This is a genomic window from Clostridium sp. CM038, assembly GCF_055081105.1.
This window is the reverse complement of sequence record NZ_CM143651.1, coordinates 3,147,710-3,163,135: the sequence shown is the minus strand read 5'-3', so window position 1 is coordinate 3,163,135 and position 15,426 is coordinate 3,147,710. Positions and strand designations below refer to the sequence as shown.

Sequence of the window (15,426 nt, the reverse complement as noted above, 5' to 3'; positions counted from 1 at the left end):
GCTCCAATAAAAATATTTTAAATAACTATAATCCCAAATGTAAATTTTATTATTTCTTTATATTTTATTAGCAAATTCAAATATAGTCAAGAAGAATTTTTTAAAACATACAACTTAAAATATCTTCTATATTTGCATTTGAAAAATAATCAGATATATTAAAGGCTGAAAGCGCTTTTTTTACATCAGATTCCACATGATTTATGCCTATAAGGGCAGCATCTATGCCCGAGATATCAAGTTTGCTAAAAAAATCACCATATATCGTAATATCTTTTATTATTCCATGTTGTACTTCCATATTACATTCAACAGTTCCAAATGAAAATTTCTTTTCATTTGTGAAATTATATTTTGGTGAATGGCCAAAATTCCATTCCCAAGTAGAATATTTTTCAGTGGCAAGCTTATTTATACTATTTAAATCATATGGAGTGAATTCATACAAATAATCTGAATTATTTTTTGTAATAATATAGTTCATAAGTAACTCTTTAAATTCCATGATAGATAGAGACCGTGTTAAGTGCGAACTTATATTAGTTACCCTGCTTAATACGGATTTAATACTTTTGTCTTGAAATTTTAAAGGTTTAGCTTGTAATGCTTTTGATAAATCCGAAATATTTGATGAAAAAAGCAAGGTGCCATGATGAAGAACTCTGTTTTTGTAATTATATTGTGCATTGCCTGAGAATTTTTTACCTTCAATGGTTAGATCATTTCTTCCACTAAATTCTGCATTTATGTTAAGTAAGTTTAAAACATTTAAAATTGGCAAGGTGAATTTTCTGAAATTATTAAAGTTTTCTTCACTACTATTTTTGATAAAAGTGAAATTCAAATTGCCTAAATCGTGAAAAACAGTGCCTCCACCAGACAATCTCCTTACCACAGGAATATTATTTGTTTTTATATAGTCTAGGTTAATTTCTGATAAGGTATTTTGGTTTTTTCCGACGATGATACAAGGCTCATCACTCCAGAGCATAAAACAGTCTTCTTTAAATTTTTTTAGCAAATATTCTTCCGCTGCTAAGTTAAAATAGGGACTTGTATTTGTGTTATTTATATAAATCATTATATTTCCTCCTTGCATTAACTTTAGATTTGAAATTATAAACCAATATATATATTTAATTGAATTATATACCAAAAGGCAGTATAATGAAACATGAAGGAGAATAAAAAAACAATCATTTTTTTTTATATTTCAATGCATATATTTTACAAAAATGGGGGGAATTATGTTGAAAAATTTAAAAAAAACGCCGCTATATAGTGTTTATAAAGAATATGGTGGGAAAATAGTTGATTTTGCTGGGTGGCAAATGCCAATACAGTTTGAAGGGATAATTTCTGAACATGAAGCTGTAAGGTCCGCTGCTGGACTTTTCGATGTATCACACATGGGAGAAGTGGAAGTAAAAGGAGCTGAGGCTTTCGAATTTGTACAAAATTTAGTTACAAATGATTTAGCAGTACTTGAAGATAATCAAATACTATATACTTTTATGTGCTATGAAAACGGAGGAGTAGTTGATGATCTTTTAATATATAAATTTGGTAAGGAACATTTCTATCTTGTTATAAATGCAGGGAACATAGAGAAAGATTTTCAATGGATGATTGACAATAAGGGCGCCTATGATATGGAACTCACTAATATTTCAAATGAGGTAGCAGAGGTTGCGATTCAAGGACCAAAGGCACAAAAGATACTTCAAAAAATAGCTGATATAGATTTAGATGAAATTAAATTTTTCTATTGTAAACGAGATGTTCTTGTAGATGGTGTAAAATGTCTTATTTCAAGAACGGGATATACAGGTGAGGATGGGTTTGAAATATACACTTCTCCAGAGGAAATAGAAAAATTATGGCATAAACTATTTAATATAGGTGAGGAAGAAGGACTTAAGCCCACAGGGCTCGGCTGCAGAGACACTTTAAGATTCGAAGCTTGCCTCCCTTTATATGGAAACGAATTATCTCAAGATATTACACCGCTTGAAGCAGGACTTGGATTTTTTGTAAAGCTTAAAAAAAATGAATTTATAGGAAAAGAAGCTCTTTTAAAGCAAAAAGAACAAGGTCTTAAGAGGAAATCAGTAGGGTTTGAAATGAAGGATAGGGGAATTCCAAGACATGGTTATGAAGTTACTGCATTCGGAGAAAAAATCGGAGTGGTAACAACGGGATATTTCTCGCCTACATTAAAGAAAAATATAGGTCTTGCTTTAATAGATTCTAAATACTCAGAATTAGGTACAGAAATTGAAATTGGGATTAGAGGTAAAGCATTAAAAGCTGAGGTAATAAGTAAAAAATTTTATAAGAAAAATTATAACAAATAAAATTTAGGGGGATTTTAAATGAAAACATTAAAGGAATTATTTTATAGTAAAGATCATGAATGGATAAAAATTAAAGGTAATAAGGCATACGTTGGAATTTCTGATTATGCACAACATGCTTTAGGAGATATTGTTTTTGTTGAGCTACCAGAGGTAGATGCAGAAATTACTAGTGGGGATGTTTTTGGGGTCATTGAGTCTGTTAAAGCAGCTTCTGACATGTATATTCCATTTAGTGGAAAGATTTTAGAGGTAAATGATGATGTAGTAGATAACCCAGTATTAGTAAACGAAGACTGCTATGAAAATTGGATGTTTCTTATAGAAATTACAAATAAGGAAGAATTAAAAGAACTTATGAACGAAGAGCAATATAATGAATATTGCAGTAAGGAGAAATAAGATGTTTCCTTATATACCTAATACTTTAGAAGACGAAAAGGTAATGTTAAAAAGTGTGGGTGCGGAGTCTGTACAGGAACTGTTTAAAGACATACCAGAGGACCTTAAATTAAATAGAGATCTAAATATAAATTCACCCATGTCAGAACTGGAAGTACAAAAACACGTAAAATCACTTTGTAATAAAAATAAAAGCGCTGAAGAGTTAGTTTGTTTTTTAGGAGCTGGAGTTTACGATCATTATATACCTTCTATAATAAAGCATATAGTTTCAAGATCAGAATTTTATACATCATATACACCTTATCAACCAGAGATAAGCCAAGGTACTCTTCAGGCTATTTTTGAATATCAAACATTAATATGCAGTTTGACCGGACTAGATGTTGCGAATGCATCTATGTATGATGGTGCTACGAGTTGCGCTGAAGCTGCTTTTATGGCTGCTGAGCATACAAAAAGAAAATCTATAATTGTATCTAAAACAGTACATCCAGAAATTAGAAAAGTCGTTCATACCTATGCAAAATTTAAGGGATTAGAACTAATAGAAGTAGATGAGAAGGAAGGAGTTACTGATACTCTAAAATTAAAAGAACTTGTAGATAGCAGTGTGGCAGGAGTTATAGTTCAAAACCCTAATTTCTTTGGAATAATTGAAGATATGAGGTCGGTTGAAAAAATTACTCATGATAATAAAGCTATTCTAATAATGAGCGTAGATCCTATATCTCTTGCCATATTAAAAACTCCAGGAGAAATAGGAGCAGATATTGTGGTAGGGGAAGGCCAATCACTTGGAAATGCAATGAACTTTGGAGGACCTTATTTGGGATTCATGGCAACGACGAAAAAACTTATGAGAAAAATGCCAGGAAGGATTGTAGGTCAGACCATCGACGTAGATGGAAAAAGAGCCTTTGTATTAACGCTTCAAGCTAGGGAACAACATATAAGACGCGAAAAAGCGACTTCTAATATATGTTCAAATCAAGCTTTAAATGCATTAACTGCTGCAATTTATCTTACAACTATGGGAAAACAGGGATTAAAAGAAGTGGCATATCAAAGCACTCAAAAGGCGCACTATGCTTTTAATGAAATAATTAAATTAGAAAAATACGAGCCAGTATTTAATAAACCTTTCTTTAAGGAGTTCGTAATTCAGGGACAGGAAAGGGCTAGTATTATTAACGATAAATTATTAGAAAATAATATAATTGGTGGATATGATATAGAGAAAAATTACCCTGACCATAAAAATGCTCTACTATTCTGTGTAACAGAAAAAAGAACAAAACCAGAAATTTGTGAGCTAATAACTGCAATGGAGGGGATAAAATGAAACAGTATAATAAATTAATATTTGAAATCTCAAAAGAAGGAAGACGAGGATATACGTTACCTTGTTGTGATGTAGAGAGTATCGATATTAGCGAAATGATACCTGAGCATTTGCTAAGCAAAAAAGACATATCCCTTCCGGAAGTAAGTGAAGTAGATGTTATAAGACATTTCACTCTATTGTCTAATAAGAATTACGGGGTAGATACTGGCTTTTATCCTTTAGGTTCGTGTACTATGAAATATAATCCGAAAATTAACGAAGATATGGCGTCTATGACCTCATTTACTCAGATCCATCCATATCAAAGTGTAAAAACGGTACAAGGTTCCTTACAATTAATGTATGAACTTAGTGAAAAATTAGCTGAGATATCCGGAATGGATCAGGTTTCACTTCAACCTGCAGCAGGGGCCCATGGAGAGCTTACTGGACTTATGATTATAAAAGCCTTCCATGAAAATAAAGGGGATTTTAAAAGAAAAAAGATTATAGTTCCAGATTCAGCTCACGGAACTAACCCAGCCAGTGCAAGTGTGGCAGGCTTTGAAATTGTAGAAGTTAAATCTAATGAAAAAGGTAGTGTAGACTTAGATAGTTTGAAATCTGTATTAAACGATGAAATAGCGGGATTAATGCTAACAAATCCAAACACTTTAGGTTTATTTGATGAGAATATTAAAGAAATAACAAATCTAGTACATGAAGCTGGTGGGCTCGTATATTATGATGGAGCAAATTTAAATGCCATTATGGGTATAGCAAGACCAGGAGATATGGGATTTGACGTTGTCCATATGAATCTTCATAAAACATTTTCTACCCCACATGGTGGTGGTGGACCGGGAAGCGGACCAGTAGGAGTTAAAAAAGAACTTATACAATATTTGCCTGTCCCAATAATAGAAAAAATAGAAGAAAAATTTGTTCTTAATTATGATAAACCACTATCTATTGGAAAGGTAAAGAGTTTCTATGGGAACTTCGGAGTACTTGTTAAAGCATATTCTTATATACTTTCAATGGGCGCTGAGGGACTAAAGAAGGCAAGTGAAATGGCAGTGCTTAATGCAAATTATATGAAAAGCAAACTAAAGAACTATTATTATTTACCAATTGATAGAGTTTGCAAGCATGAATTTGTTTTAGGAGGTTTAAAGCAGGGACCAAGTGAGGTAACTACATTAGATATTGCCAAGAGACTTCTAGATTATGGATATCATCCGCCTACAATATATTTTCCAACAATTGTAGAAAATGCAATTATGATAGAACCTACGGAAACGGAAAGTCTTGAAGCTATGGATGATTTTATTGAAGCTATGATAAATATTTCAGAAGAAGCAATAGAAGATCCACAGCTACTAAAGGATGCTCCATATGATACTCTTGTTAGAAGGCTTGATGAAGTTCGAGCTGCTAGATATCCAGTTTTAAAATATACTAATTAATATAACTTCGGGATAGTTAAATCATCTCCTGCGGAGCTGTAACATCTTCGTAGAAGATGTATTAACGACTTCAGAAGGAGATTTATACTCCCGCTGAAGTTTTCTATTTGTTGGGGCAAGTAACCCCACTTATAGAAGTGGGAGACTTTCCTTCTGAAATGTCGTTAAGATATTCCGAAGTTATACTGATTTATAGGAGGAGGAGCAGTGATGGAGAAGGATATAGTTATAATTGGGGGAGGCCCTGGGGGATATGTTGCTGCTATTCGTGCAGCTCAGCTGGGTGCTAAGGTTTGTATTGTAGAAAAAGGTGAGCTTGGTGGAACATGTTTAAATAGAGGATGTATTCCTACAAAGGCGCTATATAGAAATGCTGAAATTTTAAATACTTTAAAGAATATTAATGAATTTGGAATCGTGGTAGATAGTTACAGTTTTAGCGTAGAAGAAATTCAAAATAGAAAAGACAAAATAGTTAATCAACTAGTGAACGGGGTAGAACAATTATTAAAGTCAAATAATATAGATGTAATTTTAGGGACAGCTTGTTTGAAAGATAAAAATACAGTTTCTATCTCTCTTAAGAATGGAGAATTAAGAGAAATAATAACGAAAAATATAATTATAGCAACTGGGTCTATTCCATTAATACCTAATATACCGGGTATAGATCTACCAGGAGTATTTACTAGTGAAAATATATTAGAATTTAAAGAAGTGCCTAATAAATTAGCAATTATAGGCGGCGGTGTTATAGGTGTGGAGTTTGCAGGTATATTTAATGCATTAGGATCAAAGGTAACTGTTATAGAGTTCTTGCCAAGTATTCTTGCTCAAGTGGATACTGATTTAACAAAGAGATTGAGTGTTTCACTTAAAAGAAAAGGTATAGATATGAGTATCAACACAAAGGTAATTAGTATTGAAAAATCTAATGAACAGCTAATTGTAACTGCCGATGGGAAAAAAGGAGAAATTGTGTTTACGGCAGATAATGTATTGGTATCCGTTGGTAGAACGCCTATGACTGAAGGGCTTAATATTGAGAATTTGGGTATATCGCTTAATAGAAGAGCTATTGTGGTAGATGAAAATTATGAAACTAACATTCCAGGTATTTATGCTATTGGTGATGTGAATGGAATAAGTATGCTTGCTCATGCAGCAACGCATCAAGGTAAAAAAGTGGTTGAGAGAATTATGGGTTATATTGCTCCTTATTCTAGTGAAATAATACCAAGTTGTATTTTTGCATTTCCAGAGATAGCTTGCGTAGGCATAACAGAAAACGAAGCCAAAAAAAAGGGAATGGAGTATAAAACAAGTAAATTTTTATTTGGAGCTAATGGCAAGGCATTAGCACTAGGTGAAGGAGAAGGATTAGTAAAGGTTATAGCAACGCTTGAGGATATAATCATTGGAGTGCATATAATGGGACCTCATGCATCGGATTTAATTCATGAAGGGGCTATGGCTATAAATAATAATATGAATGTTTCAAACATCGCTAGCATGATACATGCTCATCCAACACTATCTGAAGCTTTTGAAGAAGCAGTGTTAGGGTTAAAAGGTGAAGCTATTCATATGGTACCTGCTAAAAAAAGATAGAAGAAACATAAAGATAGTTCAAGAGAGTAATTTTAATTACTCCCTTGGACTATCTTTGTATTTTAAAGCTTTCTTACAAATAATATTTAAATGCTATGCAATTAGAATTATATTTGGACGTTTTGTATCCTGTTGAACCATATTTTGCTATAATATATATACATATACTATTTGAAATTTTAAAATAGTGAATAATGGGAGGGATGAAAATGAGATTATTGCTTACAAACGATGATGGTATAAATGCAAAGGGGTTATATGCTTTAGCTAAAGAACTCGAAAAAAATCATGAAGTAATTATTGTAGCACCATATAATGAAAAAAGCGCTTGCGGACATTCCATAACCCTTACAAGGCCACTTATTGTTAGAGAAACAAAAATTGAAGGGTTAAAATCAAAAGCTTATAGCGTAGATGGAACACCAGCAGATTGTGTAAAAATAGCAATTAATAAGCTCATTGATAGTAAAAGTGATTGTAAAATAGATATGGTAGTATCCGGAATCAATAAAGGATTAAATTTAGGTACTGATGTCTTATATTCCGGTACAGTTTCTGCAGCTATAGAAGCGACTATTTATAAAATACCAGCTATGGCGGTTTCTATGGAAATTAAGCGAAATATTGAAAATTATGAAATGGCAGCTAAATATGCTGGAAAGATATTGCTTAAGGCTATTGAGAATAACATTAAGAATGATATTGTATTAAATGTGAATATTCCTATGCTAAGGGATAATGAAATAAAAGGAATTAAAGTATGTAAAATTGGAAGTAGATTGTATAACAACCGTTATATAGAAACTATTGGAGAAAATAATGAAACTCAATATGAAATTAAGGGTGAGGTAATAGATATTCATGAGGATGATTCTGACACAATATATTTTAAAGAGGGGTATGTTACTGTAACTCCACTTCATTATGATTTAACTAATTTTAAAATGTTAGATGAAACACGCAAATGGTTTTAACGACATTTCAGAAGGAAAGTCTCCAACTTATATAAGTGAGAGTTCTATACTGTAACAAAGAGAAAACTTCAGTGGGGGAATTTATGAATATTAAAGAAAAACCATTAATTTTTGATGGCGCAATGGGGACATATTACGCAAGTGTTTGTGAAAATCCATTATCCAAATGTGAACTTGCAAATATTTATGATAAAAATACCATACTAAATATACATAAGGAATATATAAATGCTGGTTGCAAGGCAATTAAAACCAATACATTTGGAGCAAATAAAATTAGCCTTGAAAGTAATTTTGATACGGTTAAAGAGGTTATTGTAAAAGGTTATGAGATAGCAAGGGAAGCCACAAAGGGTACTGAGGTTTTAGTTTTTGCCGATATTGGGCCAATACCATTTTTAGAAATGATGGATTTATGGGAGGCATACAAAGAAATAGTAGATTTGTTTTTAGATCTCGGTGCAACATATTTTATATTTGAAACTTTTAGCAGTGATGAATATCTTGCTGAGATTTCAAGGTATATTAAGGAGAAAAATCCAAATACATATATTTTGATGGAACTTGCGGTTTCACCAGAAGGGTTTACAAGACTTGGAATAAATGGTGAAAAATTTATAGAGAAAGTTTCGCAAATACCAACTATTGATGCCTGTGGATTCAACTGCTTTTCTGGGCCATATCACTTACTTCAATATATTAAAACTCTTAATATAGAAAATAAAACTATTTCTGTTATGCCAAACTCAGGGTATCCAACAATAATAAATAATCGTACGTTTTTTAATAATACTAAAGAATATTTTGCTGTGCAAATGCTAGAAATAGCAAAGCAAGGTGTGGCTATTATTGGTGGTTGTTGCGGTACAACTCCAGAATTTATAAGGGAAACTGTTGCAAAAATAAAAGGTTTATCAACACGCGAAATTGTTCCGAGTAAAACTGGAAAAGTTAAAATTGAGAAATTAATTGTTAAAAACCTTCTCCTGGAAAAAATCAGAATTGGGAAAAAAATTATTGCGGTAGAATTAGACCCACCACTTGATACAGGAATTGAATTTTTTATGAATAGTGCTAAGAGTCTTAAAGAGAATGGAGTTGATGCAATAACCATTGCAGATTGTCCTATTGCAAGAGTAAGGGTAGATAGTAGTCTACTCGCTTGTAAGTTGAAAAGAGAACTCGACATCACAACAATTCCACATATGACATGTCGCGATAGAAATATTAATGCTACAAAGGCATTACTTCTAGGCTTAAATATTGAGGGGGTAAATAACGTTTTAGTGGTAACAGGTGACCCTATACCCTCAGCCCAGCGTGACGAGGTTAAGGGGATGTTTAGTTTTAATTCTGCAATACTTGCTAACTATATAACCAATCTAAATGATATAACATTTTCATCACCTTTTAATATTTGTGGTGCTTTAAACGTAAATGCTATTAATTTTAGTAGCCAACTATTACACGCAAAAAAGAAAATTGAAAGTGGAGTAACTATGTTTTTAACACAGCCAATTTTAACAAAGCAGGCTGTAGAAAATTTAAAACGGGCACGTAGTGAATTGCCTGCTAAGATATTAGGTGGAATTATTCCGATTGTAAGCTATAAGAATGCTTGCTTTATGAACAATGAAATTTCTGGAATAAGCGTTTCTGAGGAAATTATAGAACTATATAAGGACATTTCAAAAGAAGAAGCTAGGGTTCTTGCAATTAAAATATCTACTGAAATAGCGGAAGAAATCTACCCTTATGTAGATGGATATTATCTTATTACACCGTTTAAAAGAATTGATATTATTACTGATATTATTAAGAATATAAGCACTATTAATAATTAATAAATTAAAACTCCAATCATGAATAAATACATGATTAGGGTTTTAATTTTTTGATTACAAATTTTATAAAACTAATGAACTATTATTTCCCAGGAATGTTGACAAGTATTAATTGGTAACATATAATAAACATATGAACAATGATTCATGTGTTCATATGAAAGGGGTGGAATAAATGGGAAAAAACATAGAGGTTTGTACATGTTCTAATATACATGAAGATGTAGTAGAAAAAGTAAGAAAATCAATACCACGTGAGGAAACGTTATATGACTTAGCAGAGCTTTTCAAAGTTTTTGGAGATGGTACGAGAATTAAAATTCTTTGTGTGTTATTTGAAACTGAAATGTGTGTTTGTGATATAGCTGCTCTTCTTAATATGACTCAATCAGCTATTTCTCATCAACTTCGTGTGCTTAAAAATGCTAGACTTGTTAAGTATAGACGTGAGGGAAAGGTTGTCTACTATTCTTTAGATGATCAGCATGTTAAACAAATTTTTGATCAAGGACTTATACACATAAAGGAACTTAGATAATACTCTATTACATAAAGAAAAATTTATAATATAAAAGCAAATAAAAACTTTGAAAGTGGGGGAGAAAATGAGTACTATAATAAAAAGAGAATTCATTTTAGAAGGTCTAGGTTGTGCTAATTGTGCAAACAAAATTGAAGCTCAATGTAAAAAGATAGATGGAGTATTAGATGCAAATATAAATTTTGTCACTAAAAGCTTAGTAATTCAATTTCAAAGTGAAGAAAAAATAATAAGTGTTATAGATGATGCAAAAAAAATAGTTAAAAGAATAGAACCTGGTGTTAAATTTATAGTAAAACAAGTAAAAACATTTAAGCATGAGGAAAAGGGTCATAGCCATAACCATGATCATAACCATGATCACGGGGAAGAAGGAACTAATAAAAATAAAATTATACGTTTCTCTGTAGGTGTAGTAATTTTCATCGTAGCAGTTTTGTTTAAATTAGATTATTTAATTGAATTTGCGTTATTCCTCATAAGTTATTTATTAATTGGTGGAGACGTCCTAATAGTTGCAGTGAAAAATATATTAAGAGGACAATTATTTGATGAGAATTTCTTAATGGCACTCGCTACAGTAGGAGCATTTTCTATTGGACAATTTTCAGAAGGCGTTGGGGTTATGCTTTTTTATCAAGTAGGAGAATTTTTCCAAGATATCGCTGTAAATAAATCAAGAAAATCTATATCTGCGCTTATGGATATAAGGCCAGATTATGCAAATAAAAAAATTAAAGATGAAATTGTAAAGGTAGATCCAGAGGAAGTACACATTGGGGATATTATAATAGTAAAGCCCGGAGAAAAAGTGCCATTAGATGGTATTGTTATAGAAGGAAAATCATTAGTAGATACAGCTGCATTAACTGGTGAATCAGTTCCAAGAGAAGTTAAAAGCGGCGATGAAATTTTGGCAGGGTGCATAAATAAAAATGGATTATTAACTATAGAGGTTGCGAAAGAATTTGGAGAATCAACCCTTGCAAAAATTTTGGATTTAGTGCAAAATGCTAGCAGCAAAAAAGCACCAACTGAAAATTTTATAACTAAATTTGCAAGATATTACACACCGATTGTAGTTATAAGTGCAACAGCACTAGCAATACTTCCACCCCTTTTAATACCTGGTGCTACTTTCTCACAATGGATATATAAAGCATTGGTATTTTTAGTAGTATCTTGCCCTTGTGCACTCGTAATATCTATTCCACTTGGGTTTTTTGGAGGAATAGGTGGTGCATCTAAAAATGGTATTTTGGTTAAAGGTGGAAATTACTTGGAGGCATTAAATAGCGTTGAAGTAGTAATTTTTGATAAGACAGGAACACTAACTAAAGGAGTATTTGTGGTTACGCAGATGCATACAGAAGGTGAGATAAGTAGGGATGAATTATTAGAGTATGCAGCTCATGCAGAAAGCAATTCTAATCATCCTATTGCTACATCTATAATAAAAGCTTATGGCAAAGATATACGTAGTGAAGATATTGAAGGCGTCGAAGAAATAGCTGGAAAAGGTATTAGGGCTAAAGTTAAAGGGAAACATGTGTTAGCTGGTAATTCAAAGTTAATGGATAGTGAGAAAATTTCCTATAATAAAGCTGGAAATGTAGGCACAATAATATATGTAGCTATAGACAAGAAATATGCAGGTAGTATTATAATTTCAGATGAGATAAAAGAAGACTCTATTCAAGCAATAGTCGATTTGAAATCTATGGGTGTTAAAAAAATAGTAATGCTTACTGGTGACAATAAAGATATAGCGACGAGTATTGGAAAAATACTTGGTGTAGATGAAGTTTACTCAGAACTTCTTCCACACGAGAAGGTAGAAAAGTTAGAATTGCTTCAAAAAGAAAAATCACCTAAAGAGAAGATAGTATTTGTAGGAGATGGAATTAATGATGCGCCGGTGCTCGCAAGAGCAGATATTGGGATTGCAATGGGTGGTGTAGGTTCTGATGCTGCAATAGAGGCGGCAGATATAGTAATAATGACAGATGAACCATCAAAAATTGCTGAAGCTATAAAAATTGCTAAAAGAACAAAAACAATTGTTATGCAAAATATTATCTTTGCACTAAGTGTAAAAGCAGTTATTTTAACATTGGCAGTTTTCGGAATTTCAACTATGTGGGAAGCTGTTTTTGGTGATGTAGGAGTCGCTTTAATTGCAGTGTTAAATTCAATGAGAGCAATGAAGGTTAATAGCTAAAAATAGTAAAAGGTTAACAAGAACGAAAAGTTCTTGTTAACCTTTTTTATGTGATTAAGGACTATCGTGTCATAGCAATTTTCATTTGAGTTACTAGTGGATCAGCAATGGTACCAACAATAATCTGGTAGTTATTGTTTCCGATTTTCATAACAGCAGTAGCCCCAAGCTGCTTTAATCTAGGTTCATCAATAAGAGCATTGTCTTTAATAGATAACCTTACTCGTGTAATACAAGCATCTATAGTCTTTATATTTGCTTTGCCTCCAATAGCCTCTAACATACTAATAGCTCTAAGACCTAACTCAGAAGTATTTAGTTTAGCAAGTGCAGGAGAGGTTTCATCATCTCCTCTACCTGGAGTCTTTAAGTCGAACTTCTTAATAGAGAAGTAGAAAACAAAGAAATAAATAACACCGAATATTAAACCTATTATTATTAAAAGTATTGGCTTGCTCGCGATTCCAAAGCTTAGAACATAGTCAAGTATACCTGCAGAGAAAGTGAAACCAGATTTAACGCCTAAAGCAGAAGTTAAAGCAAAAGCTGCTCCCGTTAATATAGCATGCATTAAATATAGTGCTGGTGCAATGAACATGAATAAGAATTCAATTGGTTCTGTAATACCAGTTAGGAAAGCAGTAAAAGCAATACCAAGAAGCATTCCAGTTACAGCTTTTCTATTTTCTTTTTTAGCTGTAGCTATCATTGCAAGACATGCAGCAGGAAGACCAAACATCATAATTGGGAAAAAGCCTGTCATAAATGTCCCGGCAGTTGGGTCTTGTGCAAAAAATCTAGTAAGGTCTCCTGTAACGACCTTGCCAGCAGCATCCGTAAAGGTACCAAACTGTACCCAAATAAGTGTGTTCATAACATGGTGTAATCCAAAGGGAATAAGCAATCTATTTAGGACTCCATATAAGAAGGCGCCTATAGAGCCAGAGTGAGCAATAGAATTACCTGCATTATTAATAATATCTTGAATATGAGGCCAGATATAACCAGCGCCCACACCTATAATTAAAGTGTAAAAGGATGTTATAATTGGAACGAAACGTTTACCACCGAAGAAACCTAAGAAATCTGGAACCCTTATACTCTTATACTTGTTGTATAGGTAACCGGATAATATACCAACGATAATACCTGCTAGTACACCCATATCTATCTTAGAATTAAAAGTGACAGCAACGTCAGTTAATACAAAGTAGCCAACTGCAGCTGCAAGACCTGCAACTCCATTGTTATCATCTGCAAGACCTATAGCTATACCAATTGCAAAAATCATAGGAAGATGGCCAAAAATAGCATTTCCGGCAGCGAACATCCATGCAATATTAAATATATCTGGAGCCCCTAATCTTAATAGTAATCCGGCTGCAGGCATAACTGCAATTGGCGTCATCATAGCTTTTCCAAGTTTTTGAAGATTTGATGAAAATTTGTTGTTTTTAGACATTTTATTACCTCCTCGTTTTTGGATTAGATAAAAATTATTAATTCTTATCCTCCCTGTGGGTTTCATGGCATGTTACATGATTAAATTATAGGGATAAATGCAGTGATATTTATTAATATAGGTGAAAAGATATTATTAAGTATTACTCAGTACTAAGAATATTTAAGAAATCTAACACCATGATATACATGATAAAAAAATCGTTAAAGGTTTACAATAGAGGAATAAAAGAGAATATGCATTATAAATCTAAACTATTTTCTATGGACTCTATAATCGAATCAGATAGCTATTAATACTAAATTGTAATTTGTTGTTTCAAATAGGTTGTAAAAAAAACAAATTTGAAATATAATTGGTATATACAACATAACAATATAATAACATATAAATTGCATATGTGCACTAATTTACCAAAAAATATTATTAATCAAGGAGGGAAAAATTTGAGAAAAATTTCGAAGGATAACCCTATACCACTTCATTATCAAATAAAAGAAATATTACAGGAAATGATAGAAAATGAAGTTTTAAAGCCAGGGGAATCAATTCCAACAGAAAGAGAACTGTGTGAAATTCAAGGGGTCAGCAGAATGACCGTAAATAAGGCTATTATGTCCTTAGTAAATGAGGGGTTAATTTATAGAGAACAGGGAAAAGGGACTTTTGTGTCTACTGCAAAGGTTAATAGTGAAATATCACGGCTCAAAGGATTTACTGAGCAAATGCAAGAAAATGGAGTGGTATCAAAAACTAAAATATTATCTTTTAAGGTAATAGACGCAACAAAGAAATGCAAGCTTGAACTGAAAATGCCTGAAGATGAAAATAAAATTATTGAAATTAAAAGACTGAGATTTAGTGATCAGCAACCAGTAGCAATTGAAACAGCGTGGCTTCCATATTTTTTATTTAATGGAATGACTAAAGAAATTATTGAAGATAAATCACTATATGAAATTTTTCGTCAAAAGTATGGTCATCATCCGGATAAAGCGAAACAAACAATTGAACCTACAATGTTAAATCAATATGAAAGTAACCTTCTTAACCAAGAAAATGATGCTTTGGCACTAATATTTAGGCGAACCACCTATTTAGAAAATGAAACTCCAATTGAATATACCAAAGCCATATATAGAAGTGATAAGTATAAATATCAAATAAACTTAAAATAATAGGAAAACAATCCAGAATTGTCATATACCCCATAGATAA

General features: G+C 32.3%; 12 protein-coding genes. 10 read left to right on the top strand and 2 right to left on the bottom strand.

All coding sequences use genetic code 11. The features are described from left to right. Nucleotides 1-100: 100 nt before the first annotated feature. The gene (locus ACWJKS_RS14510; RefSeq protein WP_462959838.1) at nucleotides 101-1,081 is read right to left on the bottom strand and encodes a lipoate--protein ligase; all 981 of its coding nucleotides are present in this window, start codon (nucleotides 1,079-1,081) and stop codon (nucleotides 101-103) included. Between the two features lie 169 nt (nucleotides 1,082-1,250). Here ACWJKS_RS14510 and gcvT point away from each other — a divergent pair, with 169 nt between their 5' ends. The 9 genes from gcvT to ACWJKS_RS14465 all read left to right on the top strand — a co-directional run bounded on the left by gcvT (nucleotide 1,251) and on the right by ACWJKS_RS14465 (nucleotide 12,746). Beyond that, nucleotides 1,251-2,357: a glycine cleavage system aminomethyltransferase GcvT gene (gcvT, locus tag ACWJKS_RS14505; protein ID WP_216301958.1), complete on the top strand. Its 1,107-nt coding sequence runs from the start codon at nucleotides 1,251-1,253 to the stop codon at nucleotides 2,355-2,357. Nucleotides 2,358-2,375: 18 nt separating this feature from the next. Beyond that, complete coding sequence (gene gcvH, locus ACWJKS_RS14500) at nucleotides 2,376-2,759, top strand: glycine cleavage system protein GcvH (RefSeq protein ID WP_216301959.1); 384 nt, start codon at nucleotides 2,376-2,378, stop codon at nucleotides 2,757-2,759. A 1-nt stretch (nucleotide 2,760) separates the two neighbouring features. Further along, entirely contained in the window at nucleotides 2,761-4,104 is a 1,344-nt protein-coding gene (gene gcvPA, locus ACWJKS_RS14495; protein WP_216301960.1) for an aminomethyl-transferring glycine dehydrogenase subunit GcvPA, read from the top strand. Then, complete coding sequence (gcvPB, locus tag ACWJKS_RS14490; protein WP_462959837.1) at nucleotides 4,101-5,555, top strand: aminomethyl-transferring glycine dehydrogenase subunit GcvPB; 1,455 nt, start codon at nucleotides 4,101-4,103, stop codon at nucleotides 5,553-5,555. Before gcvPA ends, gcvPB begins: the two co-directional genes overlap by 4 nt. A 210-nt stretch (nucleotides 5,556-5,765) precedes the next feature. Beyond that, nucleotides 5,766-7,166: a dihydrolipoyl dehydrogenase gene (lpdA, locus tag ACWJKS_RS14485; RefSeq protein WP_216301962.1), complete on the top strand. Its 1,401-nt coding sequence runs from the start codon at nucleotides 5,766-5,768 to the stop codon at nucleotides 7,164-7,166. A gap of 209 nt (nucleotides 7,167-7,375) precedes the next feature. Beyond that, nucleotides 7,376-8,140, top strand: coding sequence for a 5'/3'-nucleotidase SurE (gene surE, locus ACWJKS_RS14480; protein ID WP_216301963.1), 765 nt, complete (start codon nucleotides 7,376-7,378; stop codon nucleotides 8,138-8,140). 83 nt (nucleotides 8,141-8,223) lie between these two features. Further along, nucleotides 8,224-9,984, top strand: coding sequence for a bifunctional homocysteine S-methyltransferase/methylenetetrahydrofolate reductase (locus ACWJKS_RS14475; RefSeq protein ID WP_216301964.1), 1,761 nt, complete (start codon nucleotides 8,224-8,226; stop codon nucleotides 9,982-9,984). Between the two features lie 175 nt (nucleotides 9,985-10,159). Continuing rightward, nucleotides 10,160-10,522 (top strand): ArsR/SmtB family transcription factor, encoded by a 363-nt coding sequence (locus tag ACWJKS_RS14470; protein WP_165411667.1) that lies wholly within the window; start codon nucleotides 10,160-10,162, stop codon nucleotides 10,520-10,522. 67 nt (nucleotides 10,523-10,589) lie between these two features. Continuing rightward, nucleotides 10,590-12,746, top strand: a complete 2,157-nt coding sequence (locus ACWJKS_RS14465; RefSeq protein WP_462959836.1) for a heavy metal translocating P-type ATPase — start codon at nucleotides 10,590-10,592, stop codon at nucleotides 12,744-12,746. A 61-nt stretch (nucleotides 12,747-12,807) separates the two neighbouring features. Here ACWJKS_RS14465 and nagE read toward each other — a convergent pair whose 3' ends face one another. Then, nucleotides 12,808-14,208, bottom strand: a complete 1,401-nt coding sequence (nagE, locus tag ACWJKS_RS14460) for an N-acetylglucosamine-specific PTS transporter subunit IIBC (protein WP_462953638.1) — start codon at nucleotides 14,206-14,208, stop codon at nucleotides 12,808-12,810. 446 nt (nucleotides 14,209-14,654) lie between these two features. Between nagE and ACWJKS_RS14455 the strand changes: the two genes are divergently transcribed. Continuing rightward, nucleotides 14,655-15,386, top strand: coding sequence for a GntR family transcriptional regulator (locus ACWJKS_RS14455; RefSeq protein ID WP_165411670.1), 732 nt, complete (start codon nucleotides 14,655-14,657; stop codon nucleotides 15,384-15,386). Nucleotides 15,387-15,426: the final 40 nt, after the last annotated feature.

Bases quoted from the DNA above. Each gene is read 5' to 3' on its own strand.
- ACWJKS_RS14510 (WP_462959838.1), bottom strand. From the start codon at position 1,081: ATGATTTATATAAATAACACAAATACAAGTCCCTATTTTAACTTAGCA.
- gcvH (WP_216301959.1), top strand. From the start codon at position 2,376: ATGAAAACATTAAAGGAATTATTTTATAGTAAAGATCATGAATGGATA.
- gcvPA (WP_216301960.1), top strand. From the start codon at position 2,761: ATGTTTCCTTATATACCTAATACTTTAGAAGACGAAAAGGTAATGTTA.
- gcvPB (WP_462959837.1), top strand. From the start codon at position 4,101: ATGAAACAGTATAATAAATTAATATTTGAAATCTCAAAAGAAGGAAGA.
- lpdA (WP_216301962.1), top strand. From the start codon at position 5,766: ATGGAGAAGGATATAGTTATAATTGGGGGAGGCCCTGGGGGATATGTT.
- surE (WP_216301963.1), top strand. From the start codon at position 7,376: ATGAGATTATTGCTTACAAACGATGATGGTATAAATGCAAAGGGGTTA.
- ACWJKS_RS14475 (WP_216301964.1), top strand. From the start codon at position 8,224: ATGAATATTAAAGAAAAACCATTAATTTTTGATGGCGCAATGGGGACA.
- ACWJKS_RS14470 (WP_165411667.1), top strand. From the start codon at position 10,160: ATGGGAAAAAACATAGAGGTTTGTACATGTTCTAATATACATGAAGAT.
- ACWJKS_RS14465 (WP_462959836.1), top strand. From the start codon at position 10,590: ATGAGTACTATAATAAAAAGAGAATTCATTTTAGAAGGTCTAGGTTGT.
- nagE (WP_462953638.1), bottom strand. From the start codon at position 14,208: ATGTCTAAAAACAACAAATTTTCATCAAATCTTCAAAAACTTGGAAAA.